This is a genomic window from Acidovorax sp. NPDC077693 (assembly GCF_044542805.1).
Classification (GTDB): Bacteria; Pseudomonadota; Gammaproteobacteria; order Burkholderiales; family Burkholderiaceae_C; genus Acidovorax.
Genome location: NZ_JBITVD010000006.1, coordinates 1 through 18,781, shown reverse-complemented (window position 1 = coordinate 18,781; position 18,781 = coordinate 1). Strand labels below are relative to the sequence as shown.

The 18,781-nt window shown below is 65.7% G+C and carries 17 protein-coding genes and 1 pseudogene; 4 read left to right on the top strand and 14 right to left on the bottom strand.

The window, feature by feature from the left end:
- Window positions 1-50 precede the first annotated feature (50 nt).
- Both ACIGHN_RS09475 and ACIGHN_RS09470 read right to left on the bottom strand, forming a co-directional pair.
- Entirely contained in the window at window positions 51-1,079 is a 1,029-nt protein-coding gene (locus ACIGHN_RS09475; RefSeq protein ID WP_396504164.1) for a hypothetical protein, read from the bottom strand.
- Window positions 1,076-2,620, bottom strand: a complete 1,545-nt coding sequence (locus ACIGHN_RS09470; RefSeq protein ID WP_396504163.1) for a PLP-dependent aminotransferase family protein — start codon at window positions 2,618-2,620, stop codon at window positions 1,076-1,078. The genes ACIGHN_RS09475 and ACIGHN_RS09470 overlap by 4 nt, the downstream gene beginning before the upstream one ends.
- A gap of 100 nt (window positions 2,621-2,720) precedes the next feature.
- Here ACIGHN_RS09470 and ACIGHN_RS09465 point away from each other — a divergent pair, with 100 nt between their 5' ends.
- A complete protein-coding gene (locus ACIGHN_RS09465) occupies window positions 2,721-3,206 on the top strand; it encodes an OsmC family protein (RefSeq protein WP_396504162.1) in 486 nt (161 codons plus the stop codon).
- Between the two features lies 1 nt (window position 3,207).
- Window positions 3,208-3,846 carry an FMN-binding negative transcriptional regulator gene (locus ACIGHN_RS09460; RefSeq protein ID WP_396504161.1) on the top strand — a complete coding sequence of 213 codons (639 nt, stop codon included), beginning with the start codon at window positions 3,208-3,210 and terminating at the stop codon, window positions 3,844-3,846.
- 227 nt (window positions 3,847-4,073) lie between these two features.
- Here ACIGHN_RS09460 and ACIGHN_RS09455 read toward each other — a convergent pair whose 3' ends face one another.
- The 5 genes from ACIGHN_RS09455 to ACIGHN_RS09435 form a co-directional block, all read right to left on the bottom strand.
- Window positions 4,074-5,483 (bottom strand): homoserine dehydrogenase, encoded by a 1,410-nt coding sequence (locus ACIGHN_RS09455; RefSeq protein ID WP_396504160.1) that lies wholly within the window; start codon window positions 5,481-5,483, stop codon window positions 4,074-4,076.
- A gap of 143 nt (window positions 5,484-5,626) precedes the next feature.
- The gene (locus tag ACIGHN_RS09450; protein WP_396504159.1) at window positions 5,627-5,758 is read right to left on the bottom strand and encodes a hypothetical protein; all 132 of its coding nucleotides are present in this window, start codon (window positions 5,756-5,758) and stop codon (window positions 5,627-5,629) included.
- 181 nt (window positions 5,759-5,939) lie between these two features.
- Window positions 5,940-6,788 carry a DUF72 domain-containing protein gene (locus ACIGHN_RS09445; protein WP_396504158.1) on the bottom strand — a complete coding sequence of 283 codons (849 nt, stop codon included), beginning with the start codon at window positions 6,786-6,788 and terminating at the stop codon, window positions 5,940-5,942.
- 346 nt (window positions 6,789-7,134) lie between these two features.
- Window positions 7,135-7,572, bottom strand: coding sequence for an OsmC family protein (locus ACIGHN_RS09440; RefSeq protein ID WP_396504157.1), 438 nt, complete (start codon window positions 7,570-7,572; stop codon window positions 7,135-7,137).
- 132 nt (window positions 7,573-7,704) lie between these two features.
- Entirely contained in the window at window positions 7,705-7,968 is a 264-nt protein-coding gene (locus ACIGHN_RS09435) for an ATP-binding protein (protein ID WP_396504156.1), read from the bottom strand.
- Window positions 7,969-8,160: 192 nt separating this feature from the next.
- On the opposite strand from ACIGHN_RS09435, the gene ACIGHN_RS09430 reads away from it, so the two are divergent.
- Entirely contained in the window at window positions 8,161-8,472 is a 312-nt protein-coding gene (locus ACIGHN_RS09430; RefSeq protein WP_396504155.1) for an acylphosphatase, read from the top strand.
- Between the two features lie 113 nt (window positions 8,473-8,585).
- On the opposite strand, the gene ACIGHN_RS09425 is transcribed toward ACIGHN_RS09430, so the two are convergent.
- A complete protein-coding gene (locus ACIGHN_RS09425) occupies window positions 8,586-8,999 on the bottom strand; it encodes a YkgJ family cysteine cluster protein (protein ID WP_396504154.1) in 414 nt (137 codons plus the stop codon).
- A 214-nt stretch (window positions 9,000-9,213) separates the two neighbouring features.
- Here ACIGHN_RS09425 and ACIGHN_RS09420 point away from each other — a divergent pair.
- A pseudogene (locus ACIGHN_RS09420) lies at window positions 9,214-9,538 on the top strand (hypothetical protein); the annotation flags it as partial.
- A gap of 236 nt (window positions 9,539-9,774) precedes the next feature.
- Here the strand turns inward: ACIGHN_RS09420 and ACIGHN_RS09415 are convergent.
- The 6 genes from ACIGHN_RS09415 to ACIGHN_RS09390 all read right to left on the bottom strand — a co-directional run.
- Window positions 9,775-10,953, bottom strand: coding sequence for a Wadjet anti-phage system protein JetD domain-containing protein (locus ACIGHN_RS09415; protein ID WP_396504153.1), 1,179 nt, complete (start codon window positions 10,951-10,953; stop codon window positions 9,775-9,777).
- Window positions 10,950-14,222, bottom strand: coding sequence for an ATP-binding protein (locus ACIGHN_RS09410; RefSeq protein WP_396504152.1), 3,273 nt, complete (start codon window positions 14,220-14,222; stop codon window positions 10,950-10,952). Before ACIGHN_RS09410 ends, ACIGHN_RS09415 begins: the two co-directional genes overlap by 4 nt.
- Window positions 14,219-14,929, bottom strand: a complete 711-nt coding sequence (locus tag ACIGHN_RS09405; RefSeq protein ID WP_396504151.1) for a DUF4194 domain-containing protein — start codon at window positions 14,927-14,929, stop codon at window positions 14,219-14,221. The genes ACIGHN_RS09410 and ACIGHN_RS09405 overlap by 4 nt, the downstream gene beginning before the upstream one ends.
- 29 nt (window positions 14,930-14,958) lie before the next feature.
- Window positions 14,959-16,455, bottom strand: coding sequence for a DUF3375 domain-containing protein (locus tag ACIGHN_RS09400; RefSeq protein ID WP_396504150.1), 1,497 nt, complete (start codon window positions 16,453-16,455; stop codon window positions 14,959-14,961).
- A gap of 314 nt (window positions 16,456-16,769) precedes the next feature.
- A complete protein-coding gene (locus tag ACIGHN_RS09395; protein WP_396504149.1) occupies window positions 16,770-17,624 on the bottom strand; it encodes a DUF3800 domain-containing protein in 855 nt (284 codons plus the stop codon).
- Window positions 17,625-17,641: 17 nt separating this feature from the next.
- Window positions 17,642-18,781 (bottom strand): toprim domain-containing protein (locus ACIGHN_RS09390; protein ID WP_396504148.1); only part of this gene is annotated, 1,140 nt, incomplete at its 5' end.

Below are 18,781 nucleotides of genomic sequence, written 5' to 3'. Positions count from 1 at the left end.
GGGTTAACTGCGGTACTGCGATGGCTGGGCCTGGCAACCGCCCGTGGGTGTCAGGCGCCCGGTACCGGGTCGCTGATGTCGCCCTGTCGCCGTCCGTCCTTGAAGAACTGCACGTTGGGAGGCAGACCATCCTCAAGGGTGATCAGCCCGAACTGGCGCTGGGCTGTCACAGGAATGTTGGCTGGGAAAAACCCGGCGAGCAACGGTGGAGCGAAATCCACTGCCGCCCCGGAGGCGATGTACTCGTGCAGCTGGCGCCCACCCTTTTCCGTCCATGTGGTCTTGCGATCAATCTCGTGGATGTCTCCGCTGAGCACGCGCACGTCATACGTTTCGGCCAACGCCAACAGCCACCTCAGGTCTTCGGGATAGTGCTTCCAGCCGTTGATCTCCCAGCCGTTGATGGTCGAACCGCTGGCCACCAGATGCAGCGCGTTCGGATGGTCGGCCATGCGCGCCTGCATCGTGGCTTTTTGCTGGGTGCCCAACAGCGTCGGCCCGTCGCGCCACGAGCGCCCGTCCGTCAGGTGCAGCACCACCGACCCGGCAAACAGCACCTGGCAGCGGTAGCCAGGCATGGCGTCGTTGAAGCGCACTTGCCCTCGCGGCACGCCGATGTTCTTGAGCACCCGCGGGTCCATCGCGGTGACTGGGAACGGCGCAACACCCGCCAATGCGTCGCGCCAGCACTGAAACAGATTGCTGGAGTAGACCGCGTGTTCCAGGTGGCTCAAGGCCTGCTGTTGACGCGCGTCGTTCCACAGGAAGTCGTGGTCATCCCAGATCGCGTAAGTGGCCAGTCCGTCTTGCTGCAGCAGTGTCCGAAACTCGGGCACTGCCAGTTGCTTGCGGTACAGGCGGTGCACATGCGCCGCAAAATCGCCCGGGTTCAGCAATGCGGGTTCGGTGACCATGCCGTCGGGCCCTTTGGGCCACGGGCAATCAATGTAGATCGAGTCGCCCAGCAACACCAGCACGTCGGGCTTGTGCCAGCCGATGTCTTCCCAGACGGGCTGGCGTGCGGAAAAAACCTCGGTCGACATGCACGAGGTGAACGCGATTTTCTTCAAAGTGGTCATGCCGTCTTTCTGCGGGTGTGTGGCGGGGTGGACGACACGTTTGTATGCGGCGCGCGCACGTGTGGCAAGGACAAAGCTGCCACCACCCGCGCCGCGGCCACGATCTCGGCCTCGCTGTAGCCCGCATAGCCGAACAGCCAGCCGCGCCGGGTCGACTCCATCGCGTAGCGCGACAGGGGCGCCAGCATCACCCCGGCGGTGAGCGCGCTGCGGCTCAAGGCTTCGTCGTTGCTGCCGGGCGCGCTTTCCAGCAGCAGGTGCATGCCCCGGTCGCTGGGCGCCAGTTGCAGTGCGCCGCCGCTGGCATCGGCCAGGGCATCGATCAGCACCTGCTGGCGATGCTGGTACAGCTCGCGCATCTGGCGCAGGTGGCGCAGCAGGTGGCCTTCGGCGATGAAGCGCGCCAGCACCGCCTGGGCGTCGCCCGGCGCGTGCCGGTCGGTGATGGCGCGGGCCATGGCAAAGGCTTCCACCAGCGCGGGCGGCACGACCACGAAGCCCAGGCGCAGCCCGGGGTGCAGGGTCTTGGAGAATGTACCCACGTACAACACCCGCTCCGAGCCTGGCAGGCTGCACAGCGCGGGCACGCGCTGGGCCTTGCCATCGTGCTTGCCGTACTGGAATTCGCCGTCGTAGTCGTCCTCCACCACCCAGGCGTCGTGCGTGCGGGCCCACTGCAGCAGGGCCTGGCGCCGCGCCAGGTGCATGCACACGCCGGTGGGGAACTGGTGCGTGGGCGTGACCACGGCCATGCGCGCACCGGGCCACTGCGCGGCGCCCTCGGCGATGCGCAGGCCCTGTGCATCCAGCGCCACGGGCCGCGCCAGCACGCCGTGGCCCAGCAGGCTGGCGCGGATGCCGGGGTAGCCGGGGTCTTCCACCAGCACCTCGTCGCCCGCGTCCAGCAGCAGCCGCGCGATCAGGTCGATGCCCTGCTGCGAGCCCGAGCACACCACCACCTGCGCCGGATCGCAGCGGATGCCGCGCGACGCCCACAGCCACAGCGCGATGGCCTGGCGCAGTTGGGGGTCGCCCGCAGGGTCCAGGTACTGCGCGCGGGCGCTGCGCTGGCCGGGGCTGGCCTGGCGGGCCAGGCGGTCCCACAGCGCGAACGGAAAGGTGTCTACCTCGGGCGCGCCGATGCGGAACGCCCGCGCCGCCACATGCGGCGGCCGCCAGCGCGCCGCCGTCTCTGCGATGAGCTGCCCGCGCTTCGACAGCCCGCGCGGCGGCGCCACCAGCCCCTGCGCGGGCGCCGTGCCTGCGGCCTCAGACACATAGGTGCCGTCGCCCACGCGGGCCTCCACATACCCTTCGGCCTGCAGGCGCTGCACGGCCCACAGCACGGTGTTGCGCGACACGCCCAGGCCGGCCGCATGCTCGCGCGACGGCGGCAGTCGCGTGCCTGCGGGCAGCCGCCCTTGCTCGATGGCGCCGCGCAGCTGCTCGTACACCTGCTGGCGCAACAGGCCCGGGCGTGGGCTGGATGCGGCGTCTGCAGCGGCGATGGAAGTCTTGGGATTGGCTCTGGCAACCGGCATGAATTGGCCCCTTGGTTGTGGCAATGCAGCCATAAACTGAAGAACCATTTTAGACACCATCCGGGCTGCCTGCGAGGCCCGGACCCACAAGAAAGATCCTATGGCCGAGCACACCGCCACCATCGCCTGGTCCCGTGGCAGCGACGACTTTCTGGACAAGCGCTACCACCGCGCGCACAGCTGGCAGTTCGACGGCGGGGCGGTAGTGGCCGGGTCGTCGTCGCCGCATGTGGTGCCGCTGCCCTACTCCGACGCCGCGGCCGTGGACCCGGAAGAAGCCTACGTGGCCGCACTGTCGAGCTGCCACATGCTGTGGTTCCTGGACTTCGCCTGCCGCGCCGGCTGGCGCGTGGACAGCTACACCGATGCCGCCGTGGGCACCATGGCCAAGGACGCGCAAGGTCGCCTGGTCGTCGCGCACGTGCAGCTGCGGCCCGTCACGCGCTTTGATGCCGCGCACGCACCGACCGCCGAGGTCCTGGCCGACCTGCACCACCAGGCGCACGCGGCGTGCTTTCTGGCCAACTCGGTCAAGACGCAGATCGACTGCGCGCCCGTGCTGGAAGTGGAAGGGGAAGGAGCCTGACATGACCATCGCCAACCGCCAGTTCCAGGTGACCGACGCCGCCGTCCTGCAAGGCCTGGTGCGGGACCAGCCCCTGGCCACCCTGGTCGTCTCGCACCAGGGCGCCCTGCACGTGAACCACGTGCCGCTGTACCTGGACCCCATGCGCGGCCCGCACGGCACGCTGGTGGGCCACGTGGGCCGTGGCAACGGCGTGTGGCCGCTGCTGCCGCAGCACGCGGTGGCCGTGTTCCACGGCCCGCAGGCGTATGTGTCGCCGTCGTGGTACCCGTCCAAGGCCATCGACGGCAAGCAGGTGCCCACCTGGAACTACGCCACGGTGCACGCCCACGGCACGTTGAGCGCCATAGACGGCAACCCCGAGCGCCTGCGCGCCATCCTGCACACCCTGACCGAGGCGCATGAATCGCACCGCCCGCACCCCTGGCATGTGGACGATGCGCCTGCCGACTACCTGCACAAGCTGCTGGGCGCCATCGTGGGCGTGGAGCTGGCGGTGGAGCGCTGGGAAGGCGTCTGGAAGGTGAGCCAGAACCGCACGGACACGGACCGCGCGGGCGTCGTTCAGGGGCTGACGGCGGAAGGCACGCCGCAAGCGCTGGCCATGGCGGCGCTGGTGGAGCGAGGGCCGGGCATCTAGCCACTGCTTGCTATGATGTTCATAGCATTTGGCGCTTGATAGGCAAGCGATGGGGCCTGCTGGGGTCTTCAAGCACCGTCGAACCCACCCATACCGTTCGGGCTGGGCTTGCCGCAGCCTTGCGCGGCGCCACGACAGGCTCAGCGTGAACGGTGGGGGGTGGGTGCGGGGTGGTGATGGCAGGGCGCGACGTGCAGCTCGGCACCACCCGCGGCAACCCCTCGGCATCACCCCTCCAGCATCTCCACCCGCAGCGACACCACCGGCCCGGCCACTGCCGGGTGCGCGCCCAGTGCGTGCACGGCCAGGTCCACTGTGGCCTGCGTCACCGCGTCGGTCAGCACCAGCACCTGGGGCGTGCCGCCGGCGGGCAGGTGCTGGGCGCAGGCCAACTGCACCTTCGCCACAGGCACGTGCTGCGCTGCCAGCCACGCGCCCACGGCCTCGACCTGCTGGGCTTGGTGCACGGGCACGCGCAAGTAGTGGCGGGTGTGCACGGCGGCGCGGGGCAGCACGGCCAGGTGGTCGTGGATGGCTGGGGCATGAAAGCCCAGGTGCGGCACGCGCTGGGCCGCGTGGGTGCCATCCAGCCGCGCGATGTCCACCAGGTCGGCGATCACGGCCGAGGCGGTCTGCTCGGACCCTGCGCCCGCGCCGTAGTACATCGTCACGCCCGAGGCGTCGCCCTTGACCATGATGCCGTTCATCGAGCCGTTCACATGCGCCAGCAGGTGCGTGGCGGGTACCAGCGCGGGCTGCACGCGCAGCTCCACGCCGTCGGCACCATCGCCGTTGACGCCATCGCCGTGCTCGCGGCGGCGGGCCACGCCCAGCAGCTTGATGCGAAAACCCAGCTGCTCAGCGCAGGCCACGTCCAGGCCCTGCAGCGCGGTGATGCCCTCCACCTGCGCGTCGGCAAAGCGCAGCGGCATGCCGAACGCGTTGGCCGCCAGCAGCGTGATCTTGTGCGCCGCGTCGATGCCTTCGATGTCGAAGGTCGGGTCGGCCTCGGCGTAGCCCAGCGCCTGCGCCTGGGCCAGCGCCTGGGCAAAGCCCACGCCTTCGTCGCGCATCTTGCTCAGGATGAAGTTGGTGGTGCCGTTGATGATGCCGGCCACCCATTCGATGCGGTTGGCCGTGAGGCCCTCGCGCAGCGCCTTCACGATGGGGATGCTCACGGCCACTGCGCCTTCGTACGCCACGGCCACGCCGTGCTGGCGCGCGGCGGCAAAGATCTCGTTGCCATGCTCGGCCAGCAGCGCCTTGTTGGCCGTGACCACGTGCTTGCCTGCGTGGATGGCGGCCAGCACCCATTCACGCGCGGGGCCGGTGCCGCCGGCGGCCTCCACCAGCACATCCACGTCGGGGTGCGTGGCGACCTGCAGGGGGTCGTTGGTCAGGGCTACGTCCTTGCCCACCACGCTCACGGCGCGGGCCAGGTTGCGCGCTGCGACCACCACCACCTCGATGCCCCGGCCCGCGCGGCCCGCGATCAGCGCCTGGTTGCGCGCCAGCACGCGGAAGGTGCCCGCGCCCACGGTGCCAATGCCGATCATGCCCACGCGCAGGGGGCGCAGGGCCTCAGCTGTGGGCTGGAACGACGGGGCTTCTAGGGACTGGACGGGATCGCGGAACATGGGCTTCTCCAAACGACTGCAAAACAATCAAACGAACGAACAAACAAAAAAACCCAGCTGCCAGAGCTGGGTTTCATTCACATTCGTCTTGGGGAGAAGAGAGCGATCACCAGGTGGCTGCCGAAACGGCCACCTGCGCGTGCTCAGGTGGCCGCGGGGGTAATGGTGGTAATCATGCGTGCACCCACAGCCCGCGCGAAGAACGCGCGCTGCATCATGCCCATGCCTTGGAAGGCAGTGGCGCGTGCGGCGAGGGCGGGGGTGGTGTACGGCATGAAGAGGCGCAGTGTACCTGAGGGTGCCGGGCGCGCGTCAAGCCCGGGCCGTGCAGTGTGTTGCGCGCAGACGCCGCGCGGCTTGTCGGCAAGTGGCCTGCATGTGCATCGAATCGTACGTGATGCTGCTATCAATCTAGTAGCTAATAGTGCTTGATGGTAGCGCGGTAGCGGCCTATTTTTATTGGAACGCCTGCACACCCAGCTGCGCCATCAGCTCCATCGCCCCTGCCGGGGCCCGCTCTTTCGCGCCGTTGATGAAGTACACGAACACGTCGCGGGGCCGCTCGCCACCCGTCCATGCGCGCACGCCATCTGCCCAACGGGCAATCGCCTCGGGCGTGTAGCCGGTGGGCACGTCGGCCTGGCTGCGCATCAGCCGCAGGTAGGCAAAGTCCGCCTCGGCATCTGCGATGGCCGGGAATTTCTCGGAGTCGGTGTGCACCGGCACGCAGCCGTAGCGGCGGGCCAGCGTGATGAAGTCTGGTGTGGCAAAGCTCTCGTGCCGCACGTCGAGCACATGGCGCAGGCGGTGGCCATCGACCTGCTGGGGCAGCAGCGCAAGGAAGGCCTCGAAGTCGCCGGGCTCGAACACCTTGCCGGGCATGAACTGCCAGACGATGGGCCCGAGCTTGTCCTTGAGTTCGGAGATGCCGCTCTCGACAAACCGCGTGATCGAATCGCCCGCCTCTGCCAGCACGCGGCGGTTGGTTGCAAAGCGGTTGGCCTTGAGCGAGAACATGAAGCCCTCGGGCGTCTCGCCATGCCACTTGGCGAACGTCGGCGGCTTGAAGGTGCTGTAGTAGGTGCCGTTGACCTCGATGGCGGTGAGCTGGCGGCTGGCGTACTGCAGCTCTTTGCTGTGCACCAGGCCCCCGGGGTAGAAGTTGTCGCGCCAGGGCTCGAAGGTCCAGCCGCCGATGCCGATGCGAATCTGAGGGCTGCTGCTGTTGTTGCTGCTATTGCCACTGTCATTGCCACTCCCACTGCCTGCGTTGGTAGTGGTGCTGCTGGTGCTGGTGCTGTCCACGGCGTTTCCCCTGCTGAGTCCACGGAACAGGCACTGTAGCAGCGGCGTGGTGTGACCGGTACACCGCGCGGTGTAGCAGGGCCGCAATCTGACGGGCCCTGTCGGACAGGCCTTCGGGCACCGTGCCGAGCCACGCGGCCCGCAGACCGTCATGCGGTTTGGTGGCGATGGCTGCGGCTTCTGGGGTGCTGTAAAAAGCGACGCACCACACGCCCTGGTGTTCTAGCGCAGACCACTGTTCCAGTGCTGTGCAGCTGTCTGTCGATGCGTCGCCGGACGTGCGTCGCTTGTCCAGAAGTGACTGTGGTGGGCAGTAGCATTCACTACCGCACCACCGCGCGCTCCGTTACTGCACCAGCGTTGCAGTCAGCGTGATCTCTGGCACCGAAGCCAGTGCCTTGGACAGCGGGCAGTTGGCCTTGGCATCGGCTGCCAGCTTTTGAAACGCCGCATCGTCCAGCCCCGGCACCTTGGCCGTCAGCGTGAGCGCAATGCGGTCGATGACGAAGCCGTCGCCCTCCTTGGACAGGCGCACGCTGGCCGTGGTGTCCACGGTTTCGGTGGCAATGCCCGCCTTGTCCGCAGCAAACGAAAACGCCATGGTGAAGCAGGCCGCATGCGCCGCACCCACGATCTCTTCGGGGTTGGTGCCCTTGCGGTCGTCGCCGAAGCGGCTGGCAAAGCCGTAGGGGTACTTGTTCAGCGCGCCGGTCTCGGTGCTGATCTGGCCTTGGCCGGCCTTGCCGGCGCCCTCCCAGTGAACGCTGGCTTTCTTTTCAGACATGGCGTGACTCCTTGTGCATGGTGCATGCAGTGGTGGTGGGTGAACGGCCGGGCCAAAACCCGGGGCCCTGAATCACACCACAGGCACCGTGCCCCGGCTGTGGGACAAAACCGCTTCGTCCGCAGCCGCCTGTCAACCGTTGTGCACGCCAGGCGCAGCACCCGTGCGCACCATGCGGATCGCATCGAACGGGCAGCGGATGGCGCACAGCGCGCACCCGGTGCAGCCCGCCGCATCGTGCAGCGCAGACCGCTTGGGCCCCCACACAGAATCGCCCTGCACCTGCACCTGCACCTGCAGCGACAGCACATGCGGAGCACACACCGCCACGCACCAGCCGCAGCCCGTGCAGCGGTCGGTGTCGATGGCGGGCAGGGCTTTGCGGAGTGAGGTCATGCGGTGGGGCGTTCAGGGCGTGTGTCGGTGCCCGGGCCTGTGTACCAAGCGTTGGCGGTGTGCAGGTTGTGCGGAGGCGGGGCAGAGTCCACGGCTGCGCCACAGCTTACCGCGCTGCACCGCCCGGGTCGAGCGCCACCGCCACGCCGGGCCTGTGGCTCACCGCGCCCGTCAGGCGGTACAGTGCCGCCCATGCAACCCCACAGCGACCACCCCCACGTCGACGTCACCCAGCACCTCGTCATCCGCGGCCACGTGCAGGGCGTGGGCTACCGCTGGTCCCTGGTGCAGGCTGCCCAGCAACGCGGCCTGCAAGGCTGGGTGCGCAACCGCCGCGACGGCAGCGTCGAAGCCCTGGCCACCGGCCCTGCAGATGCCGTGCAGTCCCTCATCGACTGGGCCCACCAGGGCCCGCCGCAAGCGCGGGTGGATGCGGTGGAAGCACGCAGCGTGCCTGCCCCGTCGGAGCCCGCGTCAGGGTTTGTGCAGCGCGATACGGTGTAGCCAGCGAGGCTGTTGGTATTGGCTGCCGTGTGTATGCCGCATAACAACATCGGCCTACCCGCAGCAGCCTGAGCCGGGCCATCAGCCCGCATGCAGGCCAGGCCCAGCACTCATCAGCCCTTGCGCTTGAAATCCCGCGCCCCGTAGGCGCAGTATCCCGGCTTGGGGCTCTTCTTCTGCGGGTGCAGGCGGCACGTCTCTGGCCGCTTGTCGTACACCGTGCACCGCCGCGTTGCGGGGTCCAGAAAGTTGCAGTCCCCGCTGGCCCGCCGCGCCATCGTGAACACCGCATTCTTGTGGTTGAAGTGGTCGATCAGCCGCGCCTTCTGCAGCCGCTTGGCAATGTGCCGCAGCTCCTCATGCTCGGCCTCAAAAGGGTCCACCAGCTCCAGCCGCACCAGGTCGGGCAGCTGCACCTCCAGCGGCATCGTGCAGCAATTGGCCGCACAGGTATCGCACAGGCCCGCACGGTAGCGGGTCCAGGTGTCCAGACGGTCGACGTCGACGATGGCAATGGGGGAACGCATGGGGCTGTAATTGTGCCTGGGCGGCTGGCGGCCCGGTGGGCACAGTCCACGCTGCCATTGCGGTCACCTGCCGGCGCTGGGTGCAAAGACTATGCGTGCCACGGTCTCCAAACCTGTCGCCGCCTGTGGCGCTTGGCCTACGCCAGCGTGGCCCATTGCTGGGGAACATGAAGTTCTGGACGTATTCACGCACATCTACCAACAGGAGACCACCATGACCCATCCCCAAGACTCCACCCGCGACATGAACCTCGACCCCATCACCAAAGAACCCGGCGCCCACCCCATCGGCACGGGCATCGGTGCCGCAGGCGGCGCCGTCACGGGCGCAGCCGCTGGCTCCATCGGCGGCCCCATCGGCGCGGCCGTGGGTGCTGTGGTTGGTGCGGTGGTGGGCGGCCTGGCCGGCAAGGGCGCGGCCGAAGCCGTCAACCCCACGGATGAAGACGCCTACTGGCGCGACGCGTATGGCCGGGAGCCGTACTACTCGGATGCCTACACCTACGACGACTATGCCCCTGCGTACCGCCACGGCTATCAAAGCGTGATCGACGGACGCCACCGCGACTGGAACGACGCCCGCGACCATCTGCAGACGCGCTGGGACACCGAACGCGAGAGCAGCCGTTTGAACTGGAAGGATGCGGAGCCTGCAGCCAAGGCGGCTTGGGAGCGGGCGGATCGGATTTGGAAGCAGACGAAGCAGGAGTGAGCCACTCACTCTGTAAACATGCTATCTGAATGATCAAGGTGTAGCTCTGATGTCGAATTGTGCTCATGTCGCAGCCCAAGCCTGAACAGCAGATTGAACAGCCTCTACAGCCAAGAACTCCTGCTCCAATCGCCCGTTTTTCAGACTACGCAGATGCCGGTCCAGCACTGCTTCGTGGGATAGCAGCTTGCTACGGAGATGTTCTGTTGCGTGAACAGGTTCATTCACGGCCAGGTGCACGAAAGTATCGAAAGTGGCTTGGTCCATCAGCAGTGCCCGTAGATGCGGCAGATGCCCACGCGCTATGGCTAGCATGTGCAGGCCCCATGTGTCCAAGTCGCCCCAGTAGGCGACATTGCACCCTTGTATCCATGGCGCAGCGAGCCAGCTTAAATTGAGTCCTGCGCCCAATATGGCAATGGTGCCGGCCAATGGATAAGGCAATTGGTGCAGGCAGCGTTCGTTTTCCACCAGCAGGATTCGCTGAGAAGGCAAAGGCGTGGCCTGGAGTTCGCTGGCGCGAACGCGCTGGCGTGAGAAAAGCAGCAGGTCCGGGTGGAGCGGGCACACCAACAGCCAGTGATCGTCTTCGGGCAGCGCGCCGAGAAAGCCCACCATCCCCTGGCGACTCGCTTCACCGTCATACCGTTCGTCGAGCAAGGCGGTCAACAAGCCCGCATGGCGCTCGATGAACTTGCTGTCGCTGCCTTGCACCGACAAGGCGCGCAGCGGCCTACCTTGCGCACAGCCGGGGTCCAGATGCAGCGCGACGCGTGCTGCGGCAACGACCGCATCCGTCGGTGTCTCGCGCCATTGCACCAGCCGGCGCACCAGCAAGCGCTGGAAACCGCTGCGCTCGACTCCCGAGATGATGGCGCAAAGCCGTGCGTAGTCGGCTTTGATCTGCCCATGGTCCTCGACTTTCAAATGGGAGATGGCGGCGACATATTCCGAGGGCCGGGAGAGTTGCCAATGCGTCGGCATGGCGACCGTATCGCTGCTGCCGCGGTAGCGTCGCTCTTGCCAATGCACGATGCCCAGACCTTGCTGCTCGATGCTGCGCCACTGCTGCAGGTGGCGACGCAGTGTGGCGGCATCGTCCAGAAACACCTGCGTGCCGGGTTGGCCGATGGGCAGCACCAACGGCCACGCCGCAGGGCCGCCCAGGAGCTGGCGCTCGCGCCAATCGGCGCTGTGCCATTGCCGAGCCCACTTGGCGGCAATTTCCTCGGGCGATCTCATGGGGGGACGATGGCCTTGCGAAAGTCATCGATCTCTTCCCAGCGCAGCGATGCCAATGTCGCCTGTGCGCCTCGCCTGTGGACGACGACGGCGCTGCGCGTGTGATTGCGCAGCAGGCGCACCTCCTTGTTGGGCGTCACGAACAGCGCATGCAGTCCGAATTCGCGCAGTGCCTGGATGATGCGCGCGGCCACGGCCTGCGAGCTTTTGGAGAAGGCTTCGTCGAGCACGATGCTGCCGAACACCGGACGGTTGGCACCGTCGGGGCACAGCGCGTAGCTCAGCGACGCGGTGAGCACGTAGCTGGCGATGATCTCCTTTTCGCCCCCGCTTCCGCCTTGCGAGCCCGTGCGCCGCTCCAGCATCTGGCCGCTGGCGCGGTCTTGGACCAGCACGGCGAATTGCAGCCTGTAGCGTGCATCGAGCAAGGCTTGCGCGGCTTTGCTGCGGCGGTTGCTGGCATGGGTTTGCAGCATTTCGACGACGGCGCGCAGCGCGCGGTAGTGGCTGTGGCCACCGTCTTCGCGCAGGCGCTCCGTTCGCAACAACGCCTGCGATCGGGTCAGTTCCTGAAGGCTTTGATGAACGACCTTGCGCGGCTCCAGTTGCAAGTAGCGGCCGGGCTGAAAGTCCACGCGTTGGAGCGTGTCGTTGAGTTCGGCGATGCGGTCTTCGATGTTGGCGACCTGTGTGGTGATGCCGTTGAGCAGGGCGTCCAGGTTTTGTTGCGAGGTGCCGTTGAGATAATCCTGGAAGCGCTGGCGCTTTTGTGGCAGCGCCTCTTCTTCCAGCACCTGCAGGCGCTGCAGGTAGTAGGGCAAGGCTTCCACCTCCTGCGCGTGGTCGGCCAGCGCGCCACGGTCTTCGCCTTGGGCTTTGCCCATCTGGCGCACGATCTCGGTGTGCAAGGCGCCAAGCCTTCTGCTGGCTTCGTTGGCCTTGCCTTGCAGTGCAGCGCTGGCATCGCGCTCTTGCGCTTGGAGGTTGTCGCCATCCAGCAAGGGCAGGCGATGGCCGAGGTCGGCCAACTGACTCTGAAAATCTTCATTGTCAGGAGGTGCGCCACGGAGCCGGGCCTGGAAAGCATCCAGCTGCTTGTGTGCGTTGTCCGCCCAGGTAATGTCCTGTGTTTGTGCGGTTTGCAGGGTGCGCAAGGTTCGCTCGGCTTCACCGGTTTGGGTTTGTGCCGCTTCCCAGCGCAACTTGGCCTGTGCGGTATCCGACTGCGGGTTCAGCAGCGCGTGCAGTTGTTGCTGACGTTGCTCCAATTGCATGCTGGCCGCAGCCGTATCCAGGTCTTCAAGATGCAGCTTTTGCAGGGCCACCCACAAGTCGCGCAGGCTTTGTGCGTAGCGCAGGGCTTGCAAGGTTTGAGCCTTTTTGGCCTCCAGCGCCTGCCATTCAAGCGCGAGCAACTCCTTCTTTTGTAGCAAATGCGCCAGCCGGTCGCGGTTGTCGAAACCGGTCATCCAGTCCTCGTCCAAGCGCTTTTGGTCCTGCTTGTCGAACTGCCCGGCCTTGTTGGACATTTGCCCCTGTGCCGTCATCGCGTACGGCGTGCGCTGCAGGGTTTCCACATCGGCGACGCAATGGCGGTCCAGGTCGCTCAGCAATGTTCGCAGTGCATTCTGGTGTGCGTGAGGCTTGAGGTTGAGCTTGCGCACGAAACCGTCGACCATGTCTTGCCTGGGAATGGCGCTGGTCTCATGTGCTTCCAGAAGGCGGACATGCAGCCGGTTGTGGCGCTGGTTGACCCAGTTCAGCGCCACACGCATGGCGGTGGTCGGCACGAGGATGCGCAGGCGGTGACTGCCCAAAGCGCGTTCGATGGCACCGCGCCAATGCTGCTGTGTTTTCTGCACTTCGATCAACTCGGCGACGAAGGGCAGGCTGTCCTCGGGCACATCCAGATGCTCCGACAGATCGCTGCGAAAGCGCTGGAAATCCGTCGGCAGATTGGAGCCGGGCCGTTGACGCACCGCCTCGTATTCAGCCTCCAGATCGGTGGTGCGCTTGTGGGCATTGCGCTCGTCGGCAATGGCGGTTTCGGCCTGGGCTTGGAGGGCGGCCTGATCGGCATCGAGTTCCTGTAACGCCGTTGCAGCCCGTGCCTGGTGCGCTGGCAAATCGGCGGCAGATGCATCGGCCGCGAGCCCCAGGTTGCGCGCTAGCGTCTGGTACTGGGCAAACTGGGCTTGCTTGCGCACCAGGTCCTTGTTCGCCAGGGCGATGTTTTCTTCCAGCGTGGCGATGTCTGCCCCACCGGCCTGCAGATAGATGCCGTGCAGGCCCTGCTCATACTGGCGGGCGCTGTTCACGCGGGTCTGTGCGGCCTGCAGCTCCTGGTCCCGCTGTGCTATTTGCGTCTGCAGCTGCTGAACACGCTGTTGCCACCATTGCGTGCCCTGTGCTGCAAACCAGTGAGGCAGTTGTTGCTGCAGGGTTTGTAAATGGGCCGATTGCCGGCTTTGCTGCTGTTCGCGCGCGGCCAGTTCACGCAGCGGCAGCAGCGCAACGAATTGCGCGTTCGCCAGTTCCAGATCGGCGTGAATGGAAGCCAGCTCGGTAAAGCTGTCCACCACGTTCTGCGCGTCGTCGAACGCCGAGTGATCGTCCAGCACCAGCTCGCGGAAGATGTCGTCGATGCTGTTGAGCTGCTTCAGGCCTGCTGCGCGGTTGAGCAGCGTAAAAGCGTTGGCGCCCACTTCGAAGAAGCTGTGCAGCTTGGCCAGGTAGGCGTTCTTGCTGGTGTGCATCAGCAGGCCGTCGGTGTCTTTTTCCAGCCTTTTCAGGGCCTTGGCGCCGCCGCTGTGGTGTTCTTCCAGCCACGCATCCAGACTGTGGTGGGCACCCTGGGCAAAAATCCAGCGTTTGTCCATGTCGCCAGCAGACTGGCTGCTGCCGTCGAACCACAGCAGCGCGCCCAGCGTCACACATTCCGAACCACGCACGAGCGTGGCGGCGATGCCCGTCACGCACGGCCCCTGGCGTGCGATGTGGTCGCCGCTGTCGTTGCCCTGGCCGCTGGCCCCACGCACATAGCTCACCAGGTCACGGTCGCTTTCGTGCCCGCCCGTGGAGGCCAGGTTGTAGCGCGGGTTGGCGCACAGCAGGGTCATCAGCGCGTCGACCAGCGTGGTCTTGCCGCTGCCCGTAGGGCCGATGATGGCGCTGTTGCCTGCGTGAATGCCGGCCTGATGGCGACCGGCGAATGGGCCCCAGTTGTACAGGTGCAGTTCTTGCAGGATGTAGGAGGATTCTTCGCTCATGCCTGCGTCTCAGGCTGGTCGGCCACCTCGCGCAGCCGCTGCAGCAGCGCTTGCAGGTTTTCGGGGTTGAGCAGGTGCACGATCATCGGGCGGATGGTGATGCAGTCTTGCGCGTCCGTATCGGACACCATGCCATGCGTGCGCAGACCCTCCAGCAACTGGCCCAGGCGCTTGCGCTCCTGCATGTCGCTGCCGGTGGCGCCCAGGTAGGTTTGCAGGTGCGGCAGCAGGCTGTCGACTGCCAGGCGCACGCTGGTGCCTATGCCACTGTCCTGCTCGCGCTGCAGGAATTCGCGCCGCAAAATCGCGAGCAGCAGCGATTGCTCCAGCGTCAGGCGTTGGCGGCGCATCAGCGGGTGTGTCCAGCCATCGGGCTCGCCCTCGTCGGCGTTGTCGTTCTCGTATCCAGGTGCCACCGCCAGAAAGGCCAGGCCGCGCACATCATCGATGCGCAGGCACAGATCCAGCGGCTCCAGCAGCGCGTCGATCTGTGTGGTCTGCGCGGCCATCAGGCGGAACAGATGCGGCTTGGTGGCGGATTCGAGCCAGCCGTGGGCCAACAAGAACTGCAGCGCCTGGCGTACGTTGACTGCAGTCCTTGCCGCGTTCTGCGTTGAGGCGACGTGGCTGTCGGGAAGCTCTGGCTGGGCCTCTTCGGGTCGCGTCTCGGGCCCCTGCAGCGCCGGGGCTCGGACTGGGGCGACCATGCGATCGAAAATATCCGGTTCTTGCTCCATCAAGGCTCCCAGTCCATCTGTGCCAGTTGCATGCCATCGAGCGCTACGCATGGCACGGTGAATCGCCAGTGCTGTCCGCCGCCCTGTGTGTCGATCTGCTCGTGTGCCGGCTGCAGCTCCACGCCGGCTTCGCGGGCCATCGCTAGCCACAGCGCCAGTGTTTCCAGGTCGTGCTCTCCGGGTGGCAATGCGGCAGCCAGTTCCGCCAACGTCATCGGCTGGCCGCTGGCCACCAGCACTTGCAGGGTATCGTGCAGCAAGGCCTCGCGGTCCAGCCCTTCGAACGCCTGCCAGAAATCGCCGTCCATTTGGCCCAGGTCGGCATATTCGGTGGTCAGCAGCAGCGCAGCCTGCGCTCCGCCTTCCAGCGACTTGACGCGCAGACGCTCCACCAGCGGCACGGGGCCCACCGCGATGCCCAGCGGCGGCAAGGGCGCGCTCTGGCGTCGCATGGTCTGGCGCTGCCAGTCCACGCGCAGGGCCTGCTCCAGCACCTCGTTGAGCAACTGGCCGACGCGCTGGTTTTCAGCCGCCTGGCCGGTCTTCATGAACTGGCTGACCTCGCGCTCGCTGCGAGCGCGCACGCCCTGCACCACCTTGGCCTCCTTGATGAGTTGCTGCACCAGCAGCTGGAGCGTGCTGCGTTGCAGTCCGTCGAGTGCCTTGCCTGCGGTCGGGTGCGCCAGGATCTGGCGGATGCGCTGACGCATCTCGGTCAGCTCCGCTTGGTTCGACAGCTGTTGGTGGAAGCTGTCGAACACGCGGCCCTCTTGGGTGTTGAGCAGGTTGGCGTGCCCGTCGAGCAGCTGGTCCATCACCGCGCCACGGTGGTGGCGGGCGCTGATGATGGCTTCGCGGAGCAGCCGGTCGGCGTCGCGCCAGGAGTCTTCCACACGGCGAAAGTCAGCGCGCAGGCTGACCGACAACGCATAGACCTCGCGAATGCCTTCGACGGCCTGCTCGGGCGTCAGCAACGAAATACGGCCTGCCTGCACGTCGTCCAGCTGTTGTTGCAGGTCCGCCATGCGGCGCTGCAGGTGCTCGGTGCGGCTTTGGGGGTCGGGGTCGAGCGCGGCGGCCAGATTGTCGATCTCGCGTTGCACGACCGCCAGGCGTGACGCGGTGGAAGTCATCATGCGCCCGTCAAGCTGGGCGATGAAGCGCAGCGCAGTCTTGAGCGCGTCGGTCTCGAACACCCGCCCTTCGCGCTCTACCACCAGCCCACGCCGTATCCATTCGCGCACTTCGCGCCGTGCCTGGCTCAAGGGGTCGTCACTGTCGATCTCGTAATCCACATCGTTGGCATGCGCTGCCAGCATGTCGGCCAACGCCTGGACCGCCGCATCAAATGCCACACCATCACGCTGGTGCTCGAACAGGGCATCCAGACAGCTCAGCACCAGCGGAGCCCGCCGCGACGCCAGCAGCAGCCAGGCCGGGTGCTGCTGGCGGGCGGCGATGTATTTGTGGGTGCGTTGCTGATTGAGGGTGGGCATGCCGTCAAGGCCCGACGTTGTTCCAATGATCCACGAGGTAGCGTCGAGTATTCAACAACTTTTGCGCCAATTGGAGAAGGAGATCATGGCAAATTGATCTGATCGACGTCGAACCACGCGTTGTGGTTCTGGTGAACTGCGACAGCATCACGCTTGGCAAACCCAGCGGATAACACACGTTGACCTCTGTGAGCATCGTGACTGCAGCACGCGGACGCGGAGCCCACGCAATTGACAGGTAAATCGCGACTTCGCCTATACTCGCGGCCTAAGTGGATTGGGAGTTCCCGGTCGGCGTCACAGCCTCGGTGGTTTCACCGGGGCTTTTCGCTTTCTGGCGATGGAAGTATCTTCAATCCCCAGCCGTTATAGCCCTCGCCCACACTTTTCCTGCCTCCGCTGCAGAAGAACTTTCTTTTCAGCACTTCAAAGGCCCGATTTGGCTGGCCGGGGCGAAGGACACTTAGCCCGACAGGTCTGGCGACCAGATCGGCGAGTTGCAGGCCCGCCGAATTCACCTTCTTGTCTGCGAAGATGATGTCGAACGGTAAGGCTCGGCCAAGCCTGTCTGCACGATCACAAAACCGTCGGAATTCCAGCTCTAGCTCGTCGTCCTCTTTCTTGCCGCGGCATTCCACAACGACGTGGGTCAACCGGTCCTGCTGTCCTTTCTCTTGCACGAACTCGAAAAGGGTCTCCAGGCAGAAGCCAAGCGCTAAATGGTAAGGGTTAGAGGGCAAGCCGCCGTGTTTGGCGCGCAACTGCTCCTTGTTCACCACCGAGCTAATGAGGATGAAGTTGCTCTGCTCAATCAGTCCGTGCAGCTGTTCGATGAACAGTCCTTTCGCAGCACGGTTGGCGAACTTGAAGTCCCCCTTCTCCTTGCGGATCTCATGCTCGTGCAACACAACAAGATCGTGGCCGAAATGGTCGAACTTGAACTGGTGAAGCGCGGGAACAACTTTTTCGCTGTAGTGCTTCTTGTAAAAAACACAAAAGCTGAGGACGAATACAGGATAGGCGGGGTCCAGCGTCTGCATGCCGTGGTCTCCGCTTTCATCGACATAGACGATGAAATCGCTGAACTGGCGAGCCGAACCAAGTGCCGCGTCAGTGGACACTGCATGCTGCCCTGCAAACAGCGAAAACTGCGAGTTCGCCGCTGCCATGGCCATCTCAGGGACGCTCAAACGTCAATATTCCCCGCCCGCAGCGCATTCGTCTCAATGAAATCCCGCCGCGGCTCCACCTCATCCCCCATCAGCATCGTGAACACCCGATCCGCCTCGATCGCATCATCGATCTGCACGCGCAGCAGGCGCCGCACATTCGGGTCCATCGTCGTTTCCCACAGCTGCTCGGGGTTCATCTCGCCCAGCCCCTTGTAGCGCTGGCGGCTGGTGGTGCGTTCGGCTTCGGTGATGAGCCACTTCATGGCCTGGCGGAAGTCGCCGACCTTTTCTTCCTTTTGCTTCTCGCCTTCGCCGCGCAGGGCCTTGGCGCCCTCGCCCAGCAGGCCGCGGAAGGTTTCGGCGGCTTCGGCCAGGGCGGCGTAGTCGGCGCCGTGCACGAAGTCTTGCGTGATGACGCTGCTCTTGACGTTGCCGTGGTGGCGGCGGCTGATGCGCAGGATGGGTTTGTCGGTGCGCACGTCGAATTCGCCGGCCACTTCGGCGGGGGTGCCGGTGGCGTTCAGCTCGCGCAGTTTGACCTGCAGGGCCACGGCGCTGGCTTCGGCGTCGGCCACTGTGTCGAGCTTCAGGCTCACGCCGTCGGCCACGGCGCGCAGGGCTTCGGCGTCCATGAAGTTGGACAGGCGGTGGATCACGCTTTCAGCGACCTGGTGCTTGCGCGCCAGTTCGGCCAAAGTTTCGCCGGCCAGCACTTGCGGGTTGGCGCCGCCGGTGCTCACGCTGGCGTGGTTCAGCGCGATGCGCAGCAAGAAGCCGTCGAGTGCGGGGCCATCCTTCAGGTACAGCTCTTCCTTGCCGGCCTTGACCTTGTACAGCGGTGGCTGCGCAATGTAGATGTGGCCGCGCTCGACCAGCTCGGGCATCTGGCGGTAGAAGAAGGTGAGCAGCAGGGTGCGGATGTGGGCGCCGTCGACGTCGGCGTCGGTCATGATGATGATGCGGTGGTAGCGCAGCTTGGCCACGTCGAAGTCATCGCCCCCGGTGGTGCCGCCGGCCTTGCCGATGCCGGTGCCCAGGGCGGTGATCAGCGTCAGGATTTCGTTGCTGGTCAAGAGCTTTTCGTAGCGGGCTTTTTCCACGTTCAGGATCTTGCCGCGCAGGGGCAGGATGGCCTGGAACTTGCGGTCGCGGCC